The following is a 22,622-nucleotide window of genomic DNA, read 5'->3' as shown; positions in this document are numbered from 1 at the left end:
GGTAGGTGCCAACCTTGGTTGGCACGGCCCGTCCGGCACCTGGACCCCAGATGGGCTAATGGCCCCGATGGATGTGCCAACCAAGGTTGGCACCTACCAGGAGCGGGTCATCGGCCTGCCCCGGCATTGTGCCGACCAACGGTCGACACCCACCTCAAGAGGATCACTCGGGCCAGTCCTGGAACTGCCTTTGGTAGGTGCCAACCTTGGTTGGCACGATCCGTCCGGCACCGTTGCCCCAGATGGGCCGGAGGTCCCGATGGATGTGTGCCAACCAAGGTTGGCACCTACCAGGAGCGGGTCATCGGCCTGCCCCAGCATTGTGCCGAGCAACGATCGGCACCCACCCCAAAACGTCAGCTCAGCGCTTCCGCGGCTTCCAGGGTGTTCTGCATCAACGTGGCCACGGTCATCGGGCCCACGCCACCCGGCACCGGGGTGATCCAGCTGGCCCGCTGGGCCGCCGCTTCAAACCCAACATCGCCCACCAACCGGCCGTCATCCAACCGGTTGATACCCACATCGATCACCACCGCGCCCGGCTTCACCCACTCGCCCGGCACGATGCCCGGGCGGCCCACCGCCACCACCAGGATGTCGGCGTTGCGCACGGCCTGTTCCAGCACGTCCTTGGGGGTGAACTTGTGGCAGCTGGTCACGGTGCAGCCGGCAATCAGCAGCTCCAGGCCCATCGGGCGGCCGACGTGGTTGCTCACGCCCACGATGGTGGCGTTGCGGCCGCGCACCGGCTGGTCGGTGTGGCCCAGCAGCGTGGTGATGCCACGCGGGGTGCACGGGCGCAGGCCGAACTCGCGCAGGGCCAGGTGGCCGACGTTTTCCGGGTGGAAGCCGTCCACGTCCTTGCGCGGGTCGATGCGCTGGATCAGGCGGCGCGCGTCGGGGATGCCCGGCAGCGGCAGCTGGATCAGGATGCCGTTGATCTTCGGATCGGCGTTGAGCTGGTCGATCAGGTCGAGCAGCTCGGCTTCGGTGGTACCGGCCGGCAGATCGTAGTCATGCGCCTCGATGCCGACCTTCTCGGCGGCGCGGCGCTTGTTGCGCACGTACACGGTCGAGGCCGGGTCGCCGCCCACCAACACCACGGCCAGGCCCGGACGGCTGCCACCGGCGGCCACGCGGGCGTCGACGCGCACCTTCAGGCTGTCGAGCAGGTCCTCGGCGATACGGCGGCCATCAAGGATGCGGGCAGGAAGCTGGGAGGCGGAATCGGTCATCGGGAGCGGGCGTGGGGCGGCGGGGACGCTATTGTCCCCGATTCAGGCCCCCTCGCCCACCGCCGCACGTCGACACGCGCCCCGGTAGTGCCGGCCGCTGGCCGGCAACCTCATGACGTCGGAACGTTTCCGTATCTGCCGGCCAGCGGCCGGCACTACCGGGGCTACTCTTCCTCTTCCGGCACATCCTGCGGGTTCAGCGTCTTGCTCGCGCGCTTCGGTGCGGTGAACGGGGTCGGCGTCGGTACGCCCTGCGCGCTGTTGCCGTAGATCATCCGCGCGCCGGCATTCAAACCACCACCGGCAATTTCCAGCTCAAAACGCTCGGCATCGCGGCGGCGGATCTGCTCGGCAATCTCCACCGCGTCATCCTCATCCGCACCCAGCTCCACCAGCGCAGCCTGGCCAAACAGCACCGCCGACTCAAACGTCTCGCGTATCTGGAAATCGACACCGGCATGGATCAGCCGCAGCGAATGCTCGCGGTCGAACGAGCGCACCATCAACTTGGCCTGCGGGAACTCATGCGCCACCAGTTCAACGATACGGTCGGCGGCCTCGGCCTTGTCCACGCACACTGCAATCGCACGTGCCGTGGCCGCGCCCGAAGCATGCAGCACGTCCAGTCGCGTGCCATCGCCGTAATAGATCTTGAAACCGAAGCGCGCCGCGCTCTGGATCATCTCCACATCGTTGTCGATGATGGTCACGTCCACGTCGCGCGCCAGCAGCGACTGGCTGGCAACCTGGCCGAAGCGACCGAAGCCGATCAGCAGCACGCTGCCGGACAGGCCGTCGGCCTCGTCCACGCCGTCCATGTTCACCGTCGGCTTCGGTGCGATGCGCTTGTAGACCAGTACCACCAGCGGGGTCAGCGCCATCGACAGCACCACCACGGCGGTGAAGTTGGCATTGATCTCCAGGTCAATCACGCCGGCCGATGCGGCGGCGGAGAACAGCACGAAGGCGAACTCGCCACCCTGCGCCATCAGCACGCCACGGTCCAGCGCCTGCGCGTGGTCGCTACCCATCACGCGCGCCACCACGTAGATGCACAGCGCCTTGGCCGCCATCAACGCCAGCACCAGGCCCAGGATCAGCTGCCAGTGCGCGGCCACCACGCTCAGGTCCAGCGCCATGCCCACGCTGAGGAAGAACAGGCCGAGCAGGATGCCGCGGAACGGTTCAATGTCCGCCTCGATCTGGTGGCGGAAGGTCGACTCGCTCAGCAGCACACCGGCCAGGAACGCGCCCATCGCCATCGACAGGCCGGACAGCTGCATCAGCAGCGCTGCACCCAGCACCACCAGCAGCGCGGCGGCGGTCATCACTTCGCGCGCCTTCGATTCGGCCAGCACGCGGAACAGCGGGTTGAGCAGGAAGCGGCCGACCAGCACGAGGCCGACGATGGCACCGACGCCGATCGCCACCGACAACCAGCGCGAACCCTCGCCATCGGCACTGCCCGCGCTCGGCCCCATCCACGCCACCAAGGCCAGCAACGGCACGATCAGCAGGTCTTCGAACAGCAGGATGGAGACGATCTTCTGCCCCGACGGCAGCGCGATGTCACCGCGCTCGGCCAGCAGCTGCATCACCACCGCGGTGGAGGTCAGCACGAAGCCGGTGGCGCCGATGAAGGCCACCTGCCAGGGCAACCCGAACAGCTTGGCGATGCTGGTCAGCACCACCGCACAGGTGACGATCTGCAGCGTGCCCAGCCCGAAGATTTCCTTGCGCAGGCTCCACAGGTGCGAGGGCCGCATCTCCAGGCCGATCACGAACAGGAACATCACCACGCCGAGCTCGGCGGTATGCAGGATCGCCTGGGGGTCGGAGAACCAGCCCAGCCCGAACGGTCCGATCGCCAGGCCGGCAGCGAAGTAGCCCAGCACCGAGCCCAGGCCGGCCCGGCGGAACAGGGGCACCATCACCACCGCCGCGCCCAACAGGGCCACGACCTTGACCAGCTCGCTGGTCGCTGCTTCTACCGCCATGCGGTGTTTTCCCCAAGATCCAGAATCGGGTTCAACAATAGAGCAATGCCGATGACGGCAATAGCACGCATGTTGCGCCGGATTGTCTTGGAGGTGGAACGATGTGAGGAGCGACCCCCAGCATCATCCCGAAACCATGCATCCGCGTCGGTGGGTGCCAACCTTGCACCCGCTTCGGTGGGTGCCAACCTTGGTTGGCACGAAAGCACCGACCAAGGTCGGCATCTACCAACGCACTCCCCTGCCGGGTTCATCCGCCCCGACAAAACGCGGCGTAATCGATATACCCCGGGAACGGCACACCCCGCGCACACACCGGGCAGTGCGGGTCCGGCCGGATGCCGGATCCCGAAACCATGCGCCCGCTTCGGTAGCTGCCAACCATGCGCCCGCTTCGGTAGGTGCCAACCTTGGTTGGCACGAGAGCGCCGACCAAGGTCGGCATCTACCAATCCACTCCCCGGCCGGCTTCACCCGCCCCGGCAAAACGCGGCGTAATCGATATACCCCGGGAACGGCACGCCCGGCGCGCACACCGGGCAAAGCGGGTCCGGCCGGATGCCGGTCTCGCGGAAGCGCATGCCCAGCGCATCGAAGCGCAGCAGGCGGCCGACCAGCGGCTCGCCGATGCCCAGCAGCAGCTTCAGTACCTCGGTGGCCTGCAGCACACCGGCCAGACCTGGCAGCACACCCAGCACGCCGGCCTCGGAGCAGTTCGGCGCGAACTCTGGCGGCGGCGGCTCCGGGAACAGGCAGCGGTAGCACGGCGCCACGCCACGCTGGCGGCCAGCGTCAAACACGCTTACCTGGCCGTCAAAGCGCTCGATGGCGGCATACACCAGTGGCGTGGCGTGCTTGATGCAGGCGTCGTTGAGCAGGTAGCGCAGCGGGAAGTTGTCCGAGCCGTCCAGCACCACGTCCACGCCCTCCAACAGCGCATCCACGTTCTCGGACGTGACCCGCTCCGGCACCGCCTCGACCTCGATCGACGGGTTCAGCGCCAGCAGCCGCTCGCGCGCGGAATCAACCTTGAGCTGGCCGACGCTGGCTTCGGTATGCACGATCTGCCGGTGCAGGTTGCTGCGCTCCACGCGGTCGTGGTCGGCGAAGCGCAGGTGCCCTACCCCGGCCGCAGCCAGATAGAACCCGGCCGGGGCGCCCAGGCCGCCGGCACCCAGCACCAGCACGCGTGACTGCTGCAGCATACGCTGGCCGGCCTCGCCCACCTGCGGCAGCAGCAGGTGGCGCGAATAGCGGTCGTAGAAATCGCGGTCGGCGGCGCTGGCCAGCGGCTGCACCAGCGGCAGCGACTGCTCGCGCCAGGCCACGGTGCCGCCCGTCACGGAAGCGACGCGGGTGTAGCCGGCCTCCAGCAGGAACTGCACGGCATCGGCCGAGCGCTTGCCGCTCTGGCAGATCAGCAGGATTTCCTGGTCGTGCCGCGGCAGATGCACGGCCGGGTCGGCCTGCAGCTCGCCCTTGGCCACGCCGCGCGCGCCCTCGGCCATTCCGCCGGCCCGTTCGTGCGCCTCGCGCACATCTATCAGCACGGCGCCATGGGCCTGGCGCTCGCGCGCCTGCGCAGGGGAAATCTCTTGGATGCTCATGGCCGCATTATCGCGCAGGCCGCTCTGCCTTGCCTTGACCAATGCCCGGCGCTACCCGAACTACCCGCGCCCGCCGTGCTGTTCCTGAAGAAGACCGATCAGCGCTTTCAGCCCGGGCGGCACATGCCGATGGCCTGGGTAGTACAGCGAGAGGCCAGGAAATTCAGGACACCAGTCCTCAAGCAGCCGCAACAGGCGGCCATCGGCCAACGGCTCCAGTGCCAGATGCTCGGGAACGAAGGCAATGCCGATACCTTCAATGGCCGCGTCGACCATCAACGGCTGGTCCGTCAGCGTGATCGGCCCGGAGACGTTCACCCGCTCGGTGGTGCCCTGATGCTCGAACTCCCACCGGTAGATCGCCCCACTTTCGAAGCGGAAACGGATGCAGTCGTGCTGATGCAGATCCAGCGGCCGCAGTGGCCGCCCACGCGCCTGCAGGTACGCCGGCGAGGCAACCGCCGCGAAGCGCATGGGGGCGGTCACGGCAATCGCGACCATGTCCTGGGGCACGGCTTCGGTCAGGCGGATACCCGCATCGAAACCCTCCGAAACGATATCGCCCAACCGGCCGTCACTGACGATGTCCAGGTGGACCTGCGGGTACTGGCGCAGGAACCGCGCAAGCACCGGCTTCAGCACGAGCCGTATGGCGCCTTCACTGGCGTTGATGCGGACCGTGCCACGCGGCGTGCCCGCTTCGGAATCCACGGACTGCAGGGCCTCCTCGATCGAGGCCATGGCCGGCCGCAGCTTTTCCGCCAGCCGCTCCCCGGCATCGGTCAGCGAGACGCTGCGCGTGGTGCGATTGAACAGGCGCGCACCCAGCCGCTGCTCGAGCGCCTTGATCGCATGACTGATCGCCGAGGGCGTGATGTTCAACTCCGCCGCCGCACTGCGGAAGCTCCGATGCGCTGCCACCGCCAGGAACGCAGTGAAGGCGGCCAGATCACCTCCACTGGATTGTTGAATACGACTCACCATATCGTGAAATATTGAAGCGATTGTCTTGATAGTCAACCGATTCTACGCTCCGGGGTGTCCGCGGGCACACGCCCTCGGCGCTCACCCACCGGGACAGGATCAAGACGATGAAAACGATGAAAGCGGTTGTGATGACCGGGCCGAATGCGCCGTGGCAGGTACAGGACGTGCCGATGCCCGTGATCGAACCGGGCCAGGTACTGGTCAAGGTCCACGCATCAGGCATGTGCTACACGGACGTTTGGGCAACCCAGGGCTATGGCGGCGACATCTACCCGCAGACACCAGGGCATGAAGTGGTCGGCGAGGTCGTGGAAGTGGGCGCGGGCGTGCACACGCGGCGGGTGGGTGATCGCGTGGGCACCTCATGGGTCCAGTCCGCGTGCGGGCGATGCCCCTACTGCCGCGAGAGCCGCCCCTTGTCCGGGCAGACCGCGATGAACTGCGATGCCCCCCGCACCACCGGCTTCGCCGCGCAGGGTGGACACGCACAGTACATCGCCATCTCTGCCGAAGGCACGATACTGCTGCCTGACGGCCTCTCCTACGTGGACGCCGCGCCGATGATGTGTGCCGGCTACACCACCTGGAGCGGGCTGCGCGATGCGGCGCCCCAGCCACGGGAGAAGATCGCGGTACTGGGTATCGGTGGACTGGGCCACGTCGCCCTGCAGCTGTCCAAGGCCTGCGGCTTCGAGACCATCGCCATCACCCATTCCGCAGACAAGCATGCGCTCGCCCTGCAGCTGGGCGCCGACCAGGTCGTGGCCAATGGCAAGGAGCTGAAGGCCATCGGTGGCGCCGACGTACTGCTGGTGACCACCAATGAATTCAGCTCGGCCGAAGAAGCGATGACCGGCCTGCGTGTCGACGGGCGCGTTGTGCTGTGCGGCCTGGACTTCAGCCAGCCCTTCTCGATCTCATCCGAGGGCGTGCCGTTCCACATGATGCGCCAGCGCGTGATCGGCGCCACCCATGGTGGCCAGCACTACCTCAGCGAAGTGCTGCAGCTTGCCGCCGCCGGCAAGGTGAAGCCGATGGTCGAGACCTTTGACCTGGACCGCGCGACCGAGGCGTATGACCGCCTGTCGTCAGGAAGGATGAGGTTCCGTGGCGTGCTGTTGCCGTGGGGCCACGCCTGAGCAAGGCGGCCGCCCATGCACCACAACGAAAAAGGCGGCCCTCAGGCCGCCTCTTTCTGCATCACTTGCCCTTGACGTGCTTCATCAAGCGCCGCTTGGCCTTGACCTGCCGCTCGGTGAGGACGTTCTTCTTGCCCTCGTACGGGTTGGTACCCTCGCGGAAGATGAAGCTCACCGGCGTGCCGATCAGCTTGAAGCGCTTGCGGAAGAAGTTCTCCAGGTAGCGCTTGTACGATTCCTGCAGCTCCTTCAGGCGCGTGCCGTGCACGATGAAGGTCGGCGGATTTGCGCCGGCCGGGTGCACGTAACGCAGCTTGGAGACGTGGCCGCGGATGGTCGGCGGCGGGTTGGTCTCGTAAGCCACTTCCAGCGCCTTGTTCACTTCGCTGGTGGTGAAGGTCTTGTTCGCCGATTCGTGCGCGCGGTGCACCGCACGGAACAGCTCACGCAGGCCCGAGCCATGCTTGGCCGAGATGCGCACGGACTCGGCCCACGGCACGAAGCCCAGCTTCAGCGACAGCATGGTTTCGGCCTGCTCGCGCTGGTACTCGGTCAGGCCATCCCACTTGTTGATGGCGATCACCAACGCGCGGCCGGCGTCGAGCACGGCACCGAGCACGGTGGCGTCCTGGTCGGTCACGCCTTCGGTGGCGTCGAGCATCAGCACGGCCACCTGGCACTGCTCGATCGACTGCATGGTCTTGACCACCGAGAACTTCTCGACGACCTCGTCCACGCGCGAACGACGGCGCAGGCCGGCGGTATCGATCAGGCGGTATTCGCGGCCGTCACGCTCCAGATCCACCGCGATCGAGTCGCGGGTGGTGCCCGGCACGTCGGAGGCGATCATGCGCTCCTCGCCGAGGATGCGGTTGACCAGGGTCGACTTGCCCACGTTCGGGCGGCCGACGAAGGCGATGCGGATGCGGTTCGGATCGTTGTCCAGCTCTTCGCCGCTGCCTTCTTCCGGCAGGCGCTGGATCACTTCGTCCAGCAGGTCGTCCAGACCCTGGCGATGCGCAGCCGACACGGTCAGCATCTCGCCGAAGCCGTAACGGGCGAACTCCGAACGCACGGTGTCCTCGTCGGTACCGTCGATCTTGTTGATCAGCAGCAGCGTCGGGCGCGACAGCTTGCGCAGCCAGGCCAGGATCTCGTCGTCCATCGCCGAGGTACCCTCACGGGCATCGACCACGAACAGGATCAGGTCGGCTTCCGCCGCAGCGGCGCGGGCCTGGCGGGTGGTAGCCCCTGCCAGTCCCTCTTCCTCTTCCGCGATACCGCCGGTGTCGACGACGAGGAAATGATTGTCCTCGTCCAGACGGCAGACACCGTAGTTGCGGTCGCGGGTGACGCCGGGCTGGTCATGGACCAGCGCGTCACGGGTGCGCGTAAGCGCATTGAAAATAGTCGACTTGCCGACATTCGGCCGTCCAACCAGGGCGACCAAAGGCAGCATCGCGATTACTCCAATTTTTAATTTGCCAACCGGAAGGCGGTCAGCTTGCCATCAACGTTCTGCACCAGCAGCACCCCGTCTGCGACGACCGGCTGGGCCAGCAGGGCGTCGCCGCCACTTTTTGCCCGTGCCGCCATCGCACCATCGGACGCCTGCAACCAGTGCACGTATCCCTTGTAGTCGCCGACCACCACGTAGTCGCCGTGCAGCGCCGGGCCGGTCAGCGAACGACGGGCCAGTGCGGTCTGCGACCACATGGCAGCGCCGCTGGCCTTGTCCAGGCCGAACACGCCGCCCTTGTTGTCGGTGACGAACACATTGCCCGACGACACCGCCACGCCACCCGCACCGCCATGGTCGCGCGCCCACAGCGGGCGACCGGTCGGGCCTTCGATGGCCATGGTCTGGTTCTTGAAACTGCTCACGTAGAGGGTGTTGCCCTCCAGCACCGGAGCGCCGTCGACGTCCGCCATGCGCTCCAGCTCGGTGCGGCCTTCGCCGTTGCCGAGGTTCTGTTCCCACAGCGTGCGGCCATCCTGCTGGGCCAGGGCCGCAACCGCGCCCTCGTCCTTGCCGATGAACAGCACGCCCGGACCGGTCACCACCGGCGCGTTGCCACGCACGGTCAGCGCCGGCAGCTCGCTCGGGTTGAACCACTTCTGGGTGCCGTTGCCGGCATCGAAGCCGGTCACGCGGCCGTCGTTGCTGCGCACGTAGACCATGCCCTGGGCAACGGCCGGCGCGGCGATGACTTCACCCGGAACACGGGCCCGCCACTTTTCGCTGCCATCATTGATGTCCAGCGCGATGACCTGGCCATCCAGCGTGCCGATCACGACCAGGTTCTCACCGACACCCGGGCCGCCGGACAGGCGCAGCTTGGCCTTCTTCTTTTCCTTCTTCGGCTCCCAGGTCCAGACCTTCTTGCCGGTCTGCAGGTCGATGGCGTGCACGCCACCGGTGATCGCCGCAGCGAACACGTGGCCGTTGGCCACCGCCGGGCCCTGGCGCACGCCGATGCGGCGCTCGCCCTTGCCGAGGTTGACCGACCAGGCCTTGCTGACCTTCAGGGTCGGCTCGAACTTGACCAGCTCAGCCGGTTCCTGTGCCTTCTTCGCGGCCGCGTCCTTGCCGGCGAACCAGCCCTTCATGGTGCTGCAGCCGGTCAGGGCCATGCCCATCAGGAGCACGGTGGCGACGCGGGTGATCATGACCTTCTGACTCATCAAACCGACTCCGCAGGGGCGGCGACCGTGCCGCCGGCGTCCATAACCTTGGTTTCCAGCAGGCGCCGCTGCGGCGCTGCCACGTCCAGCGTCTTCAGCGCCTTCTCGTACTGTGCCCGGGCGTCGTCACGCTTGCCCTGCGCCATCAGCGCATCGCCATGGATTTCCAGGCTGCTGCTGTCGGTGGCGCTGCCCAGCAGCTTGATCGCCTCGTCGCCCTTGCCGGTAGCCACCAGCAGGCGGGCCACACGCTGGTCGACCACGCGCTGCAGGTCGCCTTCGACCTTCACGTTGCGCAGGGTCGCCAGTGCCTCTTCATTCTTGCCGGCGTCGACCTGGGCCTTGGCCAGCTGCAGCGCCGCGAGGTCGCCGTAGATGCTGGACGGGCCGGCTTCGAGCGCCTTGACCGCCTTGGCGGCGTCGTCAAGCTTGTTCTGCTGCAGGCCCTGCAGGGCCTTCTGGTACTCGACATTGGCCGAGGCCAGCTTGCCGCCCTGATCCTTCTGGTACCACTGCCAGCCGGCAATGGCACCGATGGCGATGACTACGCCACCGAGGATGCTGGCGCCATTCTTCCGCAGCCAGCTGCGGACGCGTTCACTTTGTTCGTGCTCGTCGAGCAGATCGTCGATCGCCATGCGTACTCTCGCCCCGCCCGTCGGGAGGGACCATTGGGATTATCGAAGGTGGTGAAACCGCGCCTCAGTGCGAAACCGGGACTACGGAGCCTTCAGAGGATACCTGAAAGCGTGCCACGTTGGCTCGCTGGTAGGGGGTCAGATCGACGATAGCGCCGTTCTGCTGAACCTGGACCGCCGAGGCGTTGCCCAGGGTCACCCGGGTCACCTGGCCCGGCGTGAAGCTGCGGGTCTCGCCGGACTTGATCAGCGCCTTCTCGACGGTGCTGCCGTCCGGACCGCCGATGTCGACCCAGCTGTCGCCGCTGAACTGCATTTCCAGCGCGTTGCCGGCAGCCGCCGGGGCCGGCGCCGGACGCGGCACCGGGGCCAGCGAGGCCACGTACGGGGTCGCCGCCGGCTTGCTGGCCGGGGCAGTGGTCGCTTCGGCCGGCGCGGCCGTCTCGCTACCGGCTGCGGACGGAGTGACCGGCACGGCGGCCGGGATCACGTCCAGCGAGGCGGTGCTCGGCGAGGGGGTCGCGCTGCCGTCGAAGTGGCCACGGGTGGCGAACCACACCGGCACCGCCAGCACGGCGGTGATGCCGACATACAGCACGCGCCGGCCGAGGTTCTCGGCGATGCGGCGCGCACGCGGGGTATGGGTATGGCTGACCAGGGTGGGCGGAACCACCGGGCCGACCTGGGCCTGTTCAAGCAGCTGGCCCACGTCCACGTCCAGCAGGCGCGCGTAGCTGCGCAGCTGGCCGCGCACGAACACCGGCGCCCCCAGCTTCTGCCATTGTTCCTCTTCCAGCGACTTGACCACCTGGACCGGCATGCGCAGGCGCGAGCCGACATCTTCGAGGGTCAGTCCGGCCGCTTCGCGGGCCTGGCGCAGGCGGGTGCCGCAGCCGGCCGCAGTCTCGAGAGCGCTCACAGTCTGGTCATCAATCACAATGCATCAACCCTGGAGTTAGGAGCCCGCTTCCTGCGGAAATTCCTGTCGAATCCGCTGCAGATAACGATCAGATGCCGCCCGATCGCCCAGCCTCGCTTCGATTTGAGACGCAAGTTGTAACACGGAACGCGTTGCGGGTGCAGCCGCAATCCTACGTTCGGCGAAGGCCCGGGCCTCCATGTAGCGGCCCTGGCGGAAGCTCAGCTGGGCCATCGACTCCAGCGCGACCGGGTTGGCCGGCGCCGCGACGAGGGCCGCACGCAGGTCGCGTTCGGCACGTTCGAGCTGGCCCGCGTCCAGTGCGCAGCTGCCTGCATTGGCCTGCGCCTCGCCCGGAGTGGCATAGCCCGGCGCCTGCAGCGCGCGGTCGAACCAGGCCAGCGATTCGGCCGGCTGGCCCTGCTGGCACAGCCAGGCCCCGTAGTTGTTGAGCACGTCTCCGCGCTGCGGCGCCAGCTCGGCGGCCTTGCGGAAATTCTCGCCTGCCTGGCGGGTGCGGCCACGACGGTCATCGATGCCGGCCTGCAGCACCAGTGCGTCGGGCGCCTCGGGCGCCAGCTTCAGCGCTTCGCGCACCTTGCGCTCGGCGGCGTCGAGATTGCCGACCTGCATGTCGCGGGTCGCCAGGGTCAACAGGTCGCGCCAGCGCACTTCGCGCCGTACGCTTTCCGGGTCACCCACCGAATAGACCGGCGCCTGACTCGGCCCGAGCTTGGCCTTGGGATGGGATTTGCAGCCGCCGACCGCAACGGCCAGCACGCCTGCGAACAGAACCAGCCAGAGGCGGTCAGGCCGCGGCATCGCTCCCCTTCCCCGCCTGCAGCGTCTTGTTGAACTCCGCCTGGCGGCGGGTGCGGTCCATCACCTGGCCCTTGAGCTGGCCACAGGCGGCGTCGATGTCGTCGCCACGGGTGCGGCGGACCATGGTCAGCACGTTGCTGTCGAGCAGGATCTTCTGGAAGGCGCGGATGTGCGCTTCTTCCGAACGCTCGTAGCGAGTGCCCGGGAACGGATTGAAGGGAATCAGGTTGACCTTGCCCGAATCCTTGGCCTGCACCGCGTTGTCGAACTGGCGCATCAGGCGGGCCAGCTCGCGGGCATGCTCGGGCTTGTCGTTGATGCCCTTCATCAGGGTGTATTCGAAGGTGACCGATTCGCGGCGCTTGTTGGCGCGCAGGTAACGTGCGCACGAGGCCATCAGCTCGGCGATCGGGTACTTCTTGTTGAGCGGCACCAGCGTCTCGCGCAGCGCGTCGTTCGGCGCATGCAGCGATACCGCCAGCGACACGTCGCTTTCGGCGGACAGGCGGTCGATCTGCGGCACCAGGCCGGAGGTCGACAGGGTCACGCGCTTGTTGGCCAGGCCGTAGCCCAGGTCGTCGCGCATCACGCTCATGGCGCGCACGACGTTGTCGAAATTCATCAGCGGCTCGCCCATGCCCATCATCACCACATTGGTGAGGCGGCGCATCTGGTGCGGCACGTTGCCCAGGTGGCGTGCGGCAACCCACACCTGGCCGATGATCTCGGCGGTGGTCAGGTTGCGGTTGAAGCCCTGGGTGGCGGTGGAGCAGAACGTGCAGTTCAGGCCGCAACCGACCTGCGAGGACACGCACAGCGTGCCACGGGTCTTGTCCGGGATGTACACGGTCTCGATGGCGTTCTTGCCATCCACGCCCATCGCCAGCAGCCACTTGTGGGTGCCGTCGGCGGAGGGCTTGTCGAACACGATGTTGGGAACCAGCACCTCGGCATGGGCCTGCAGCTTGGCGCGCAGGACCTTGCCGAGGTCGGTCATTTCATCGAAATCGGTGACGTAGCGATGGTGGATCCACTTCATCACCTGATGGGCACGGAACTTCTTCTCGCCGAGAACCTCGACGAAGAACTTCTCCAGGCCCGCGCGATCGAGGTCGAGCAGGTTCTGCTTGCCAGCCGTGGGTGCCGACTTCGGCAGCGGCTGGATGGCGGGGGACTGTACGACCTCGTTCACGGCATTACTCTCAGCGCGAGACGACTTCGGTGGCGGCGAAGAAGTAGGCGATTTCAATCGCGGCATTCTCGACCGAGTCCGAGCCGTGGGCGGCGTTGGCATCGATGGATTCGGCGAAGTCGGCGCGGATGGTGCCCGCAGCGGCTTCCTTCGGGTTGGTGGCGCCCAGCAGGTCGCGGTGGGCCAGGACGGCGTTCTCGCCTTCCAGGGCCTGGATCATCACCGGGCCGGAGATCATGAACTCGACCAGCGCGTTGAAGAACGGACGCTCGCGGTGCACGGCGTAGAAGCCTTCGGCTTCACGGCGCGACAGCTGCTTGTACTTGGCGGCCACGACCTTCAGGCCGGCCTTCTCGAAGCGGGCGTAGATTTCGCCGATGACGTTCTTGGCAACGGCGTCCGGCTTGATGATCGAAAGGGTGCGCTCCAGCGCCATGGGATGTCTCCAATGGAATCGGGCCGCTGATGGCCCGAAGGGTAACATGAAAAAAAACCCGCGTCGGGACGCGGGCTTAGCCTGATAAACGTAGGCGAATTGTAAAAGATAAAGCGGCAGCGTGGTAGTGCCGGCCGCTGGCCGGCAGGCTGGTGCCCCATGGGCTGCCCGCGGTTGCCGGCCAGCGGCCGGCACTACCCTTTGCGCCCATTCACCCACCTGAGCGGATTCTGACCGCTGCGGGCAATTTTGCTGCACTGCAAAATGCCATACGCTACCGTCTGGTCCTAGTATCAAACAATCGTTTGATTAAGGTCCGCCCGCCGATGGCCAAACCCGCCCACTTCTCGACCAAGGACCGGATCCTCGGCGCGGCCGAGGAGCTGTTCGCACAGCACGGCTTCGCCGGCACCTCGCTGCGCCAGGTGACGAGCCAGGCCGACGTCAACATCGCAGCGGTCAACTACCACTTCGGCTCCAAGGAAAACCTGGTCAACGAGGTGTTCCGCCGCCGCATGGACGAGATGACCGGCGCCCGCCTGTCGCAGCTCGAACGCGCCCGCAGCGAACACCCCGGGCAGCTGCGCCCGGTGCTGGCCGCCTTCGTCGAGCCGGCACTGGCGCTGGCCCAGGACCGCCAGAACGGCGGCGCCTTCGTGCGCGTGATCGCCCGCGCCTACGCCGAGAAGAACGACAACCTGCGCAAATTCCTGTCCGACCACTACGGCCACGTGCTGCGTGCGTTCGGCAAGGCGATCGCCGAATGCGCGCCCGACCTGAGCAAGGAAGAGCTGTACTGGCGCCTGGACTTCCTGGCCGGCTCGCTCACCTATGCCATGGCCGACTTCGGGCTGATCAAGCGTCCCGCCGGTGTCACCGAAGCGGCGCATCGTGCCCATGCCGCCCACGAACTGATCCATTTCGCCGAAGCCGGGTTCCGCGCCGCCGCACGCGCCAGCGCCCTGCCCGCTTCCCTTTGATTCCACCCAGTAACTGCTGACCAACAAAGGCCCTACACCATGTCCAATTCCCTGCTAGTCCGCCGCGCCGCCGTGCTGGGTGCCGGCGTCATGGGTGCCCAGATCGCCGCCCACCTCACCAACGCTGGCGTCGACACCGTGCTGTTCGACCTGCCTGCGAAGGAAGGCCCGGCCGATGGCATCGTGCTGAAGGCGATCGCCAACCTGGGCAAGCTGAGCCCGGCGCCGCTGGCCAGCAAGTCGCTGGCCGAAGCCATCACCCCGGCCAACTACGAGTCCGGCCTGGAGCAGCTGAAGGACTGCGACCTGATCATCGAGGCCATCGCCGAGCGCATGGACTGGAAGCAGGACCTGTACAAGAAGATCGCCCCGTTCGTGGCCGACCACGCCGTGCTGGCCTCCAACACCTCCGGCCTGGGCATCAACAAGCTGGCCGACGTGCTGCCCGAGCAGCTGCGCCACCGCTTCTGCGGCGTGCACTTCTTCAACCCGCCGCGCTACATGCACCTGGCCGAGCTGATCCCGGCCACCACCACCGATGCCGCCGTGCTGGAAGGTCTGGAAGAATTCCTGGTCACCACCCTGGGCAAGGGCGTGGTGTACGCCAAGGACACCCCGAACTTCATCGGCAACCGCATCGGCGTGTTCTCGATCCTGTCGACCATCCACCACACCCAGCAGTTCGGCCTGGGCTTCGATGAAGTGGACGGCCTGACCGGCCCGCTGGTCGGTCGTCCGAAGTCGGCCACCTACCGCACCTCCGACGTGGTCGGCCTGGACACCATGGCGCACGTCATCAAGACCATGGGCGATACCCTGCCGAACGACCCGTGGCACGAGTTCTTCAAGTCGCCGAAGTGGCTGGACGCGCTGATTTCCAAGGGCGCACTGGGCCAGAAGACCGGCGCCGGCATCTTCCGCAAGGTCGGCAAGGACATCGTGGTGCTGGACCTGGAGAAGCAGGACTACCGCCCGGCTGACCGCGCTGCCGCGCCGGAAGTGGTCGAGATCCTGAAGATCAGGAACCCGGCCGAGAAGTTCGCCAAGCTGCGCGAAAGCCAGCACCCGCAGGCGCAGTTCCTGTGGGCGACCTTCCGCGACCTGTTCCACTACAGCGCCTACCACCTGACCGACATCGCCGAGACCGCGCGCGACGTCGACCTGGCCATCCGCTGGGGCTACGGCTGGTCGCTGGGCCCGTTCGAAACCTGGCAGGCCGCCGGCTGGAAGCAGGTCGCGCAGTGGATCGCCGATGACATCGTCGCCGGCAAGAGCATGAGCAACGCCCCGCTGCCGGACTGGGTGTTCGATGGCCGCGATGGCGTGCATGCCGCCGAAGGCAGCTACAGCCCGTCGCGCAACGCCAAGCTGCCGCGCTCGTCGCTGCCGGTGTACCAGCGCCAGCGTTTCCCGGATCCGCTGCTGGGCGAAAAGTTCGCGCCGGGCGAGACCGTGTTCGAGAACGACGGCCTGCGCATGTGGCACGACGGTGATGGCATCGCCGTGGTCAGCTTCAAGACCAAGATGAACACCGTGTCCGACCAGGTGCTGGACGGCCTGCAGGAATGCGTGAGCCGCGCCGAGAAGGACTTCCAGGGCCTGGTGATCTGGCAGCAGAAGGAACCCTTCTCCGCCGGTGCCGACCTGGCCGGTGCCCTCGGCCTGCTGCAGGCCGGCAAGGTCGACCAGTTCGAAGAAATGGTGGCCAACTTCCAGCGCACCAGCCAGCGCATCAAGTACTCGCTGGTGCCGGTGGTTGCCGCCGTGCGCGGCCTGGCGCTGGGTGGTGGCTGCGAGTTCCAGATGCACAGCGCCAAGACCGTGGCCTTCCTGGAAAGCTACATCGGCCTGGTCGAGGCCGGCGTCGGCCTGCTGCCGGCCGGTGGTGGCCTGAAAGAACTGGCGGTGCGCGCCTCGCAGGCCGCTGGCCCGGGCGGTGACGTGTTCGCCGAACTGAAGAAGACCTTCGAGACCGTGGCGATGGCCAAGGTCTCCAACTCGGCGGTCAACGCCAAGGAACTGGGCCTGCTGCGCAGCACCGACAAGGTGGTGTTCAACAGCTACGAAGCCCTGCACATCGCCAAGGCCGAAGCACGCGCCCTGGCCGAAGCGGGCTACCGTCCGCCGCTGCCGGCACGCCGCATCCAGGTGGCCGGTGACGTGGGTATCGCCACCTTCAAGATGATGCTGGTCAACATGCTGGAAGGCCGCTTCATCAGCCCGTACGACTACGAGATCGCCGAGCGCATCGCCACCGTGCTGTGCGGCGGCAAGGTCGACCGCGGCACCCTGGTCGACGAAGAGTGGCTGCTGACCCTGGAGCGCAAGCACTTCGTCGAACTGGCCCAGCAGGAAAAGACCCAGGCCCGCATCGCGCACATGCTGAAGACCGGCAAGCCGCTGCGTAACTGATTGATGGCGGGTGCCGACCCCTGGTCGGCATCCCTCTGCCTCTGGTGGGTGCCGACCGTTGGTCGGCACTCCGGCTAAAAAATTCGAGAGATCACTGCAATGACCAAGCAAATCCAGGACGCCTACATCGTCGCCGCCACCCGTACCCCGGTCGGCAAGGCGCCCAAGGGCATGTTCCGCAACACCCGCCCCGATGACATGCTTGCGCACGTCCTGCGCAGCGTCGTCGCCCAGGCCCCGGGCGTGGACGTCAACCGCATCGATGACGCGATCATCGGCTGCGCCATGCCGGAAGCCGAGCAGGGCATGAACGTGGCACGCATCGGCGTGCTGCTGGCTGGCCTGCCCAACACCATCGCCGCACAGACCGTGAACCGCTTCTGCTCCTCCGGCCTGCAGGCCGTGGCGCAAGCCGCCGACGCGATCCGCCTGGGCAACGCCGACCTGATGCTGGCCGGCGGCACCGAGTCGATGTCGATGGTGCCGATGATGGGCAACAAGATCGCCATGGCACCGAGTGTGTTCGACAACGACCACGTTGCCATCGCCTACGGCATGGGCATCACCGCCGAGAAGGTCGCCGAAGAGTGGAAGGTCTCGCGCGAAGACCAGGACGCCTTCGCCCTCGCCTCGCACCAGAAGGCCATGGCCGCGATCCAGAACGGTGACTTCAAGGACGAGATCAGCCCGTACGAGATCGTCTCGCACCTGCCGGACCTGGCCGATGGCCAGCGCATCATCACCCGCAACAAGATCGCCGACACCGACGAAGGCCCGCGCCCGGATTCCTCGGCCGAAGGCCTGGCCAAGCTGCGCCCGGTGTTCCGCAACGGCCAGTTCGGCGGCACCGTCACTGCCGGCAACTCCTCGCAGATGAGCGACGGCGCCGGTGCCGTGCTGCTGGCCTCGGAGCAGGCAATCAAGGACTACGGCCTGACCCCGCTGGCCCGTTTCGTCAGCTTCTCGGTGGCCGGCGTGCGCCCGGAAGTGATGGGCATCGGCCCGATTGCCGCGATCCCGAAGGCACTGAAGCAGGCCGGCCTGACCCAGGACCAGCTGGACTGGATTGAACTGAACGAAGCATTCGCCGCGCAGTCGCTGGCAGTGATCCGCGATTGCGGCCTGGACCCGAGCAAGGTCAACCCGCTGGGCGGCGCGATCGCACTGGGTCACCCGCTGGGTGCGACCGGCGCGATCCGTACCGCGACGCTGCTGCACGGCCTGCGTCGTCGCCAGCAGAAGTACGGCATGGTGACGATGTGCATCGGCACCGGCATGGGCGCGGCGGGTATTTTCGAAGCGCTGTAAGGTTCAAAGCGTTGTCGGCGGACATTTCGGTTTGCTGTGGGGCCCGGGTGGGTGAGGCTGCCCGGGACACGCCGTGAACCCGTCCCTGGGGGCTTGGCAGCGGCATCCATGCCGCTGACAGTCCCGGTCAGCCTCGCCCACCCGTGCCAGCCAACATTCCACGCGGCGGAGGGGTGAGCAAAGGCAGGGGCAAAGGCCGGGGCCAGAGCCCTTTGCTGCGCAAAGGGCTCTGGCCCCAACAAGCAAAAAAGGCAGCCTATGGCTGCCTTTTTTGCTTGTGCTTCTGCCTTTGATTTCGCCCTTCCCGTCCGCGCCGCACGGAAACTGTCGAGAGGGGGCGGATGGCCCTCTCCAAAACCGTTGGCGCCATGGATGGCGCCATCGAGCACCATGGAAGGGCTTTGGCGTGTTTTGGAGAGGGCCATCCGCCCCCTCCCCCACGTATCAATCAAAGCGCTGACGGAGCGCTTGATAAAACCCTTATTCCGCCAGCATCGCCGCCAGTTTCTCGCGCGCCGGGCCGGCCAGCTTCGGGTTGTCCAGCGCGAAGCGGATCGTCGCCTCCACCAGACCCAGGTGCGTGCCGCAGTCGAAGCGGGTGCCCTCGAAACGATAGGCATCGACTTCTTCAGTCTTCAGCAGCTCGGCAATCGCATCCGTCAACTGGATCTCACCGCCGGCACCGGTCTGGGTCTGTTCCAGCAGCTCGAAGATCTTCGGGCTCAGCACGTAGCGGCCCACCACGGCCAGGTCGCTCGGCGCGTCCTCCGGCTTCGGCTTTTCCACGATCTGCGAAATGCGGCCCTTGCGGCCATCGAAGGCCTCGGTGGCGACGATGCCGTAGCTGGCGGTCTTTTCGTGCGGCACGTCTTCGACCGCGATCACGCTGGCACCACTGGCCTCGTTGAGATCGGCCATCTGCTTCAACGCACCGGCACCCCGATTCCAGATCAGGTCATCGGGCAGCAGCACGGCAAACGGCTCGTCGCCGATCACCGCCTTGGCACACAGCACCGCGTGCCCGAGGCCCAGCGCTTCGGCCTGGGTCACGAAGATCGCGCGCACGCCATTGGGCAGCACGTGGCGGATCAGCTCCAGCTGCTCCTGCTTGCCGGCGCGCTCGAGCTTCTGCTCCAGTTCGTAGGCCTTGTCGAAATAGTCGGCGACCGCGTGCTTGTAGCGGTTGGTGATGAACACCAGCGTGTCGCAGCCGGCTTCGATGGCTTCATCCACGGCGTACTGGATCAGCGGCCGATCAATGATCGGCAGCATTTCCTTCGGCACAGTCTTGGTTGCTGGCAAAAAACGCGTTCCCAGTCCTGCCACCGGGAAAACTGCTTTGCGAATTCGCTTGCTCATTGGTGCCTGTTGGCCTCACGTGCCGGGAAAGGCACGACTTTAGCGGATGAAATGTAAGCATCCTGTTCGATTGGCGAGAATTCCGGCATCGTCGCAAACAGGATTTCCTGGATGCTGGCGGTGTCGTAGCTGGCAATCGCCTCCCGCAGGCGCGGAACATTGCCCAGTACCAGGTCCCGCGAGAACGTACGCACGCCGGCCTCGAGAATCTTCGGGTGCGCGGTCGAGCGGTAGTCTTCGTCCGAATAGAACAGCGTCTCGTGCAGTTTCTCGCCCGGACGCAGGCCGGTATAGATGATCTGGATGTCCTTGTACGGCTGCTTGCCGGTCAGGCGGATCATCTGTTCGGCCAGCACGCGGATCGGCACCGGCTCGCCCATGTCGAGGGTGTAGATCGCACCATGCGACGCCGACGCGGCCGCCTGCAGGATCAGCTGGCAGGCCTCGGGAATGGTCATGAAGTAGCGGCTGACTTCCGGGTCGGTGACAGTGACCGGGCCACCGCGCAGGATCTGCTCGCGGAACAGTGGCACCACGCTGCCGGCCGACGCCAGCACATTGCCGAAGCGCACCGTGACGAAACGGGTATGCGTGGACTTCTGGTCCAGGCTCTGGCAGATCATCTCGGCGTAGCGCTTGCTCGCACCCAGCGCATTGACCGGGTCAACCGCCTTGTCGGTGGAGATGAACACGAAATGCTCCACGCGCGCTTCGAGGCAGGCGCGGGCGACGTTCTCGGTCGCCAGGATGTTGTTGCGCACCGCTTCGCGCAGCTGGCGCTCCAGCACCGGCACATGCTTGTAGGCGGCCGCATGGAAAGCGGTATCGACCGGGTGCAGCGACAGCGCGTGGCGGATCACCGCCGGGTCGCCGCAATCGCCCAGCACCGCCTCGATCTCGACATCGGGGAAGCTGCGACGCAGCTCGCCTTCGATGGTCAGCAACAGCAGTTCACTGATCTCCAGCAGGATGATGCGACCTGCACCGTGCCGCGCGCACTGGCGACACAGCTCCGAGCCGATCGAACCACCGGCACCGGTGACCATTACGGTGCGCCCGCCCAACCAGCCCCGGATCAGGTTCCAGTCCGGCATGATCGGCTTGCGGCCCAGCAGGTCCTCGATCGCCACTTCCTTCAGCTGGCCTGGCAGCGACTGCCCCTGCAGGATGTCACTGAGCTTGGGCACGGTACGGAACGGCACGCCGGTGCTTTCGCAGATCGCGACCACACGCTGCATGCCTGCGGCATCCAGCGACGGCATGGCAATGACCAGCAGCTTGGCAGCGGTCTCGCGGACCACCGTCGGCGCGTCATCCAGGGTGCCGAGGATCGGCAGACCCTGCAGCTTGGCACCACGCAGGTGCGGTGCATCGTCGAGCAGGCCGACCGGCTCGAAGTTGCCGGAACGGCGCAGGTCGCGCACCAGGGTTTCGGCAGCCTGACCGGCGCCGAGGATCAGCACGCGGCGGGCGCTGGAATCGGACTGCAGCGCCTGGTAGTCCTTCCAGGCCCGGTACAGCAGGCGCGGCGCGCCGAGCAGTGCCGACAGCGCGAACGGATAGATCACCAGCACCGACATCGGCACGCCGTCGAAGCGCTTCCACATCAGCACCAGGACGATGGCCACCATGCCGATGAAGCTGGCCTTGAAGATGTTCAGCAGGTCGCTGACGCTGGCGAACCGCCAGAGTCCGCGATACAGGCCCACGCGCCAGAACACCAGGCCCTGCAGCAGCAGGACCAGGGTGGTATCGACGTTCCACAGGGGCAGCGCCGGGGCGTTGGGCAGGATCGAGTAACGCCCTGCATGGAGCAACTGCCAGCATGCCCAGACCATGAAGAGGTCGTGGCAGACGATGGCTGAACGCGGCATCAGGCCGAGGATTCTGTCCCGCCAGGGTGAAGCCATAAGTCAGGTAGTTCCTTGTCGATGGCGCATTCCATTGCGCAGGAGGAGCCAGAGGACGCTCAGCGCGATGAACCACGCGATCGCCACGGCAGCCTCCCACCTCGGCTGCAAATTGGAGCAGACATTGAACACTGTAATACTGAACAGGCCCAAAGCAAAGTACATCCCTGTCACCTGGGGGTGACTGGCTCCTGCCTGCACCGCGCGCTGGTAGACGTGCTGGGTATGGGGTTCCATCCAGCGTTGTCCGGAAATGATGCGCGCCAGCAGTGTGAAGCCCGCGTCCACGAGGAACGGCGAAACCGGTACCAGCAGCAGGATCCAGTTGATATTGGTACGCACGCTGGCGAGTGCCAGCACCGCTGCGACCGCATACCCCAGCGCGCCGCTTCCGACATCGCCCATGAAGATTCGGGCCCGAGGGAAGTTGAACGGCAGGAATCCAAGGCAGGCCAGGCCCAGGGCCACGGCAGCCAGCGAATATGGCCAGGGCAGCATCGGCGCCAGTCCCAGCATCGCCACGACGGCCTGGCTGGCAGCAATGCCATTGATGCCGTCCATGAAATTCCAGATATTGATCAGCGAGGCGGTGAACACGAGCACCAACGCTGCCAATAGCCAGCTGCCACCATTCACCTTGACCAGGCCGGCCAACAGCGCAGCGGCGATGAAATGCACCAGCAGGCGACGCATCGCCGGCAGGGGCTTGTGGTCGTCCCACCAGCCGATGCCGGCCACCAGCACCAACCCAAGGCTGGCCACCAGCACGGTCGGCGTGCTTTCGGGCCAGGCCCAGATGGCCACGCCAGCGGTCACCAGCAGGCTGATGACGATGGCGATGCCGCCACCGCGCGGGGTGGCGACACTATGGCTGCGACGTTCGCCGGGCTGATCCATCAACTGCTGGCGCAGTGCATAGCCCCGCGCTGCCCAGGTCAGCAACGCACTCAGCAGGGCGAGCCCCAGCAGCGCGCCCATCACAAGCCAGGGCATGGA

At 66.4% G+C, this 22,622-nt stretch carries 18 protein-coding genes; 4 read left to right on the top strand and 14 right to left on the bottom strand.

Annotated elements, in window-relative coordinates; genetic code table 11:
• Nucleotides 1–356: 356 nt before the first annotated feature.
• From folD to EGM71_RS08680, 4 genes are all read right to left on the bottom strand, one after another.
• Nucleotides 357–1,235, bottom strand: a complete 879-nt coding sequence (gene folD / locus EGM71_RS08695) for a bifunctional methylenetetrahydrofolate dehydrogenase/methenyltetrahydrofolate cyclohydrolase FolD (protein WP_005409307.1) — start codon at nt 1,233–1,235, stop codon at nt 357–359.
• A gap of 164 nt (nt 1,236–1,399) precedes the next feature.
• Nucleotides 1,400–3,232: a monovalent cation:proton antiporter-2 (CPA2) family protein gene (locus tag EGM71_RS08690; RefSeq protein WP_188489178.1), complete on the bottom strand. Its 1,833-nt coding sequence runs from the start codon at nt 3,230–3,232 to the stop codon at nt 1,400–1,402.
• Nucleotides 3,233–3,702: 470 nt separating this feature from the next.
• Complete coding sequence (gene moeB / locus EGM71_RS08685; protein ID WP_188489176.1) at nt 3,703–4,839, bottom strand: molybdopterin-synthase adenylyltransferase MoeB; 1,137 nt, start codon at nt 4,837–4,839, stop codon at nt 3,703–3,705.
• Nucleotides 4,840–4,899: 60 nt separating this feature from the next.
• The gene (locus tag EGM71_RS08680) at nt 4,900–5,811 is read right to left on the bottom strand and encodes a LysR family transcriptional regulator (protein ID WP_430544083.1); all 912 of its coding nucleotides are present in this window, start codon (nt 5,809–5,811) and stop codon (nt 4,900–4,902) included.
• Nucleotides 5,812–5,930: 119 nt separating this feature from the next.
• Between EGM71_RS08680 and EGM71_RS08675 the strand changes: the two genes are divergently transcribed.
• Nucleotides 5,931–6,965: an alcohol dehydrogenase catalytic domain-containing protein gene (locus tag EGM71_RS08675; RefSeq protein ID WP_188489174.1), complete on the top strand. Its 1,035-nt coding sequence runs from the start codon at nt 5,931–5,933 to the stop codon at nt 6,963–6,965.
• Between the two features lie 61 nt (nt 6,966–7,026).
• On the opposite strand, the gene der is transcribed toward EGM71_RS08675, so the two are convergent.
• The 7 genes from der to ndk form a co-directional block, all read right to left on the bottom strand.
• Nucleotides 7,027–8,424: a ribosome biogenesis GTPase Der gene (gene der, locus EGM71_RS08670; RefSeq protein WP_014036905.1), complete on the bottom strand. Its 1,398-nt coding sequence runs from the start codon at nt 8,422–8,424 to the stop codon at nt 7,027–7,029.
• A 17-nt stretch (nt 8,425–8,441) separates the two neighbouring features.
• Nucleotides 8,442–9,650: an outer membrane protein assembly factor BamB gene (gene bamB, locus EGM71_RS08665; protein WP_014036904.1), complete on the bottom strand. Its 1,209-nt coding sequence runs from the start codon at nt 9,648–9,650 to the stop codon at nt 8,442–8,444.
• Nucleotides 9,650–10,288: a YfgM family protein gene (locus EGM71_RS08660; protein WP_188489172.1), complete on the bottom strand. Its 639-nt coding sequence runs from the start codon at nt 10,286–10,288 to the stop codon at nt 9,650–9,652. Before EGM71_RS08660 ends, bamB begins: the two co-directional genes overlap by 1 nt.
• A 64-nt stretch (nt 10,289–10,352) precedes the next feature.
• Nucleotides 10,353–11,225, bottom strand: coding sequence for a RodZ domain-containing protein (locus EGM71_RS08655; protein WP_188489170.1), 873 nt, complete (start codon nt 11,223–11,225; stop codon nt 10,353–10,355).
• Between the two features lie 18 nt (nt 11,226–11,243).
• Nucleotides 11,244–12,029: a type IV pilus biogenesis/stability protein PilW gene (pilW, locus tag EGM71_RS08650; RefSeq protein WP_188489168.1), complete on the bottom strand. Its 786-nt coding sequence runs from the start codon at nt 12,027–12,029 to the stop codon at nt 11,244–11,246.
• Nucleotides 12,016–13,221 (bottom strand): 23S rRNA (adenine(2503)-C(2))-methyltransferase RlmN, encoded by a 1,206-nt coding sequence (gene rlmN, locus EGM71_RS08645; RefSeq protein WP_005409296.1) that lies wholly within the window; start codon nt 13,219–13,221, stop codon nt 12,016–12,018. Before rlmN ends, pilW begins: the two co-directional genes overlap by 14 nt.
• Before the next feature lie 10 nt (nt 13,222–13,231).
• Nucleotides 13,232–13,657 (bottom strand): nucleoside-diphosphate kinase, encoded by a 426-nt coding sequence (ndk, locus tag EGM71_RS08640; protein WP_008265389.1) that lies wholly within the window; start codon nt 13,655–13,657, stop codon nt 13,232–13,234.
• 326 nt (nt 13,658–13,983) lie between these two features.
• Here ndk and EGM71_RS08635 point away from each other — a divergent pair, with 326 nt between their 5' ends.
• From EGM71_RS08635 to EGM71_RS08625, 3 genes are all read left to right on the top strand, one after another.
• Nucleotides 13,984–14,637, top strand: a complete 654-nt coding sequence (locus tag EGM71_RS08635; protein WP_188489166.1) for a TetR/AcrR family transcriptional regulator — start codon at nt 13,984–13,986, stop codon at nt 14,635–14,637.
• Between the two features lie 39 nt (nt 14,638–14,676).
• Nucleotides 14,677–17,049, top strand: coding sequence for a 3-hydroxyacyl-CoA dehydrogenase/enoyl-CoA hydratase family protein (locus EGM71_RS08630; RefSeq protein ID WP_188489164.1), 2,373 nt, complete (start codon nt 14,677–14,679; stop codon nt 17,047–17,049).
• Between the two features lie 99 nt (nt 17,050–17,148).
• Nucleotides 17,149–18,357 (top strand): acetyl-CoA C-acyltransferase, encoded by a 1,209-nt coding sequence (locus tag EGM71_RS08625; RefSeq protein WP_057500646.1) that lies wholly within the window; start codon nt 17,149–17,151, stop codon nt 18,355–18,357.
• A 480-nt stretch (nt 18,358–18,837) separates the two neighbouring features.
• On the opposite strand, the gene galU is transcribed toward EGM71_RS08625, so the two are convergent.
• The 3 genes from galU to EGM71_RS08610 are packed head-to-tail and all read right to left on the bottom strand — an operon-like array spanning nt 18,838 to nt 22,619.
• Nucleotides 18,838–19,716 (bottom strand): UTP--glucose-1-phosphate uridylyltransferase GalU, encoded by an 879-nt coding sequence (gene galU, locus EGM71_RS08620; protein WP_032954121.1) that lies wholly within the window; start codon nt 19,714–19,716, stop codon nt 18,838–18,840.
• Entirely contained in the window at nt 19,713–21,626 is a 1,914-nt protein-coding gene (locus EGM71_RS08615) for a polysaccharide biosynthesis protein (RefSeq protein ID WP_032954120.1), read from the bottom strand. Before EGM71_RS08615 ends, galU begins: the two co-directional genes overlap by 4 nt.
• A gap of 3 nt (nt 21,627–21,629) precedes the next feature.
• On the bottom strand, nt 21,630–22,619 hold the full coding sequence (locus tag EGM71_RS08610; protein WP_188489162.1) for an MraY family glycosyltransferase: 990 nt from the start codon (nt 22,617–22,619) through the stop codon (nt 21,630–21,632).
• Nucleotides 22,620–22,622 lie beyond the last annotated feature (3 nt).

It is taken from the genome of Stenotrophomonas maltophilia, assembly GCF_006970445.1.
GTDB classification, from domain to species: domain Bacteria; phylum Pseudomonadota; class Gammaproteobacteria; order Xanthomonadales; family Xanthomonadaceae; genus Stenotrophomonas; species Stenotrophomonas maltophilia_AU.
The sequence above is the reverse complement of the archived record's forward strand: the minus strand, read 5'-3'. Positions and strand labels throughout refer to the sequence as shown.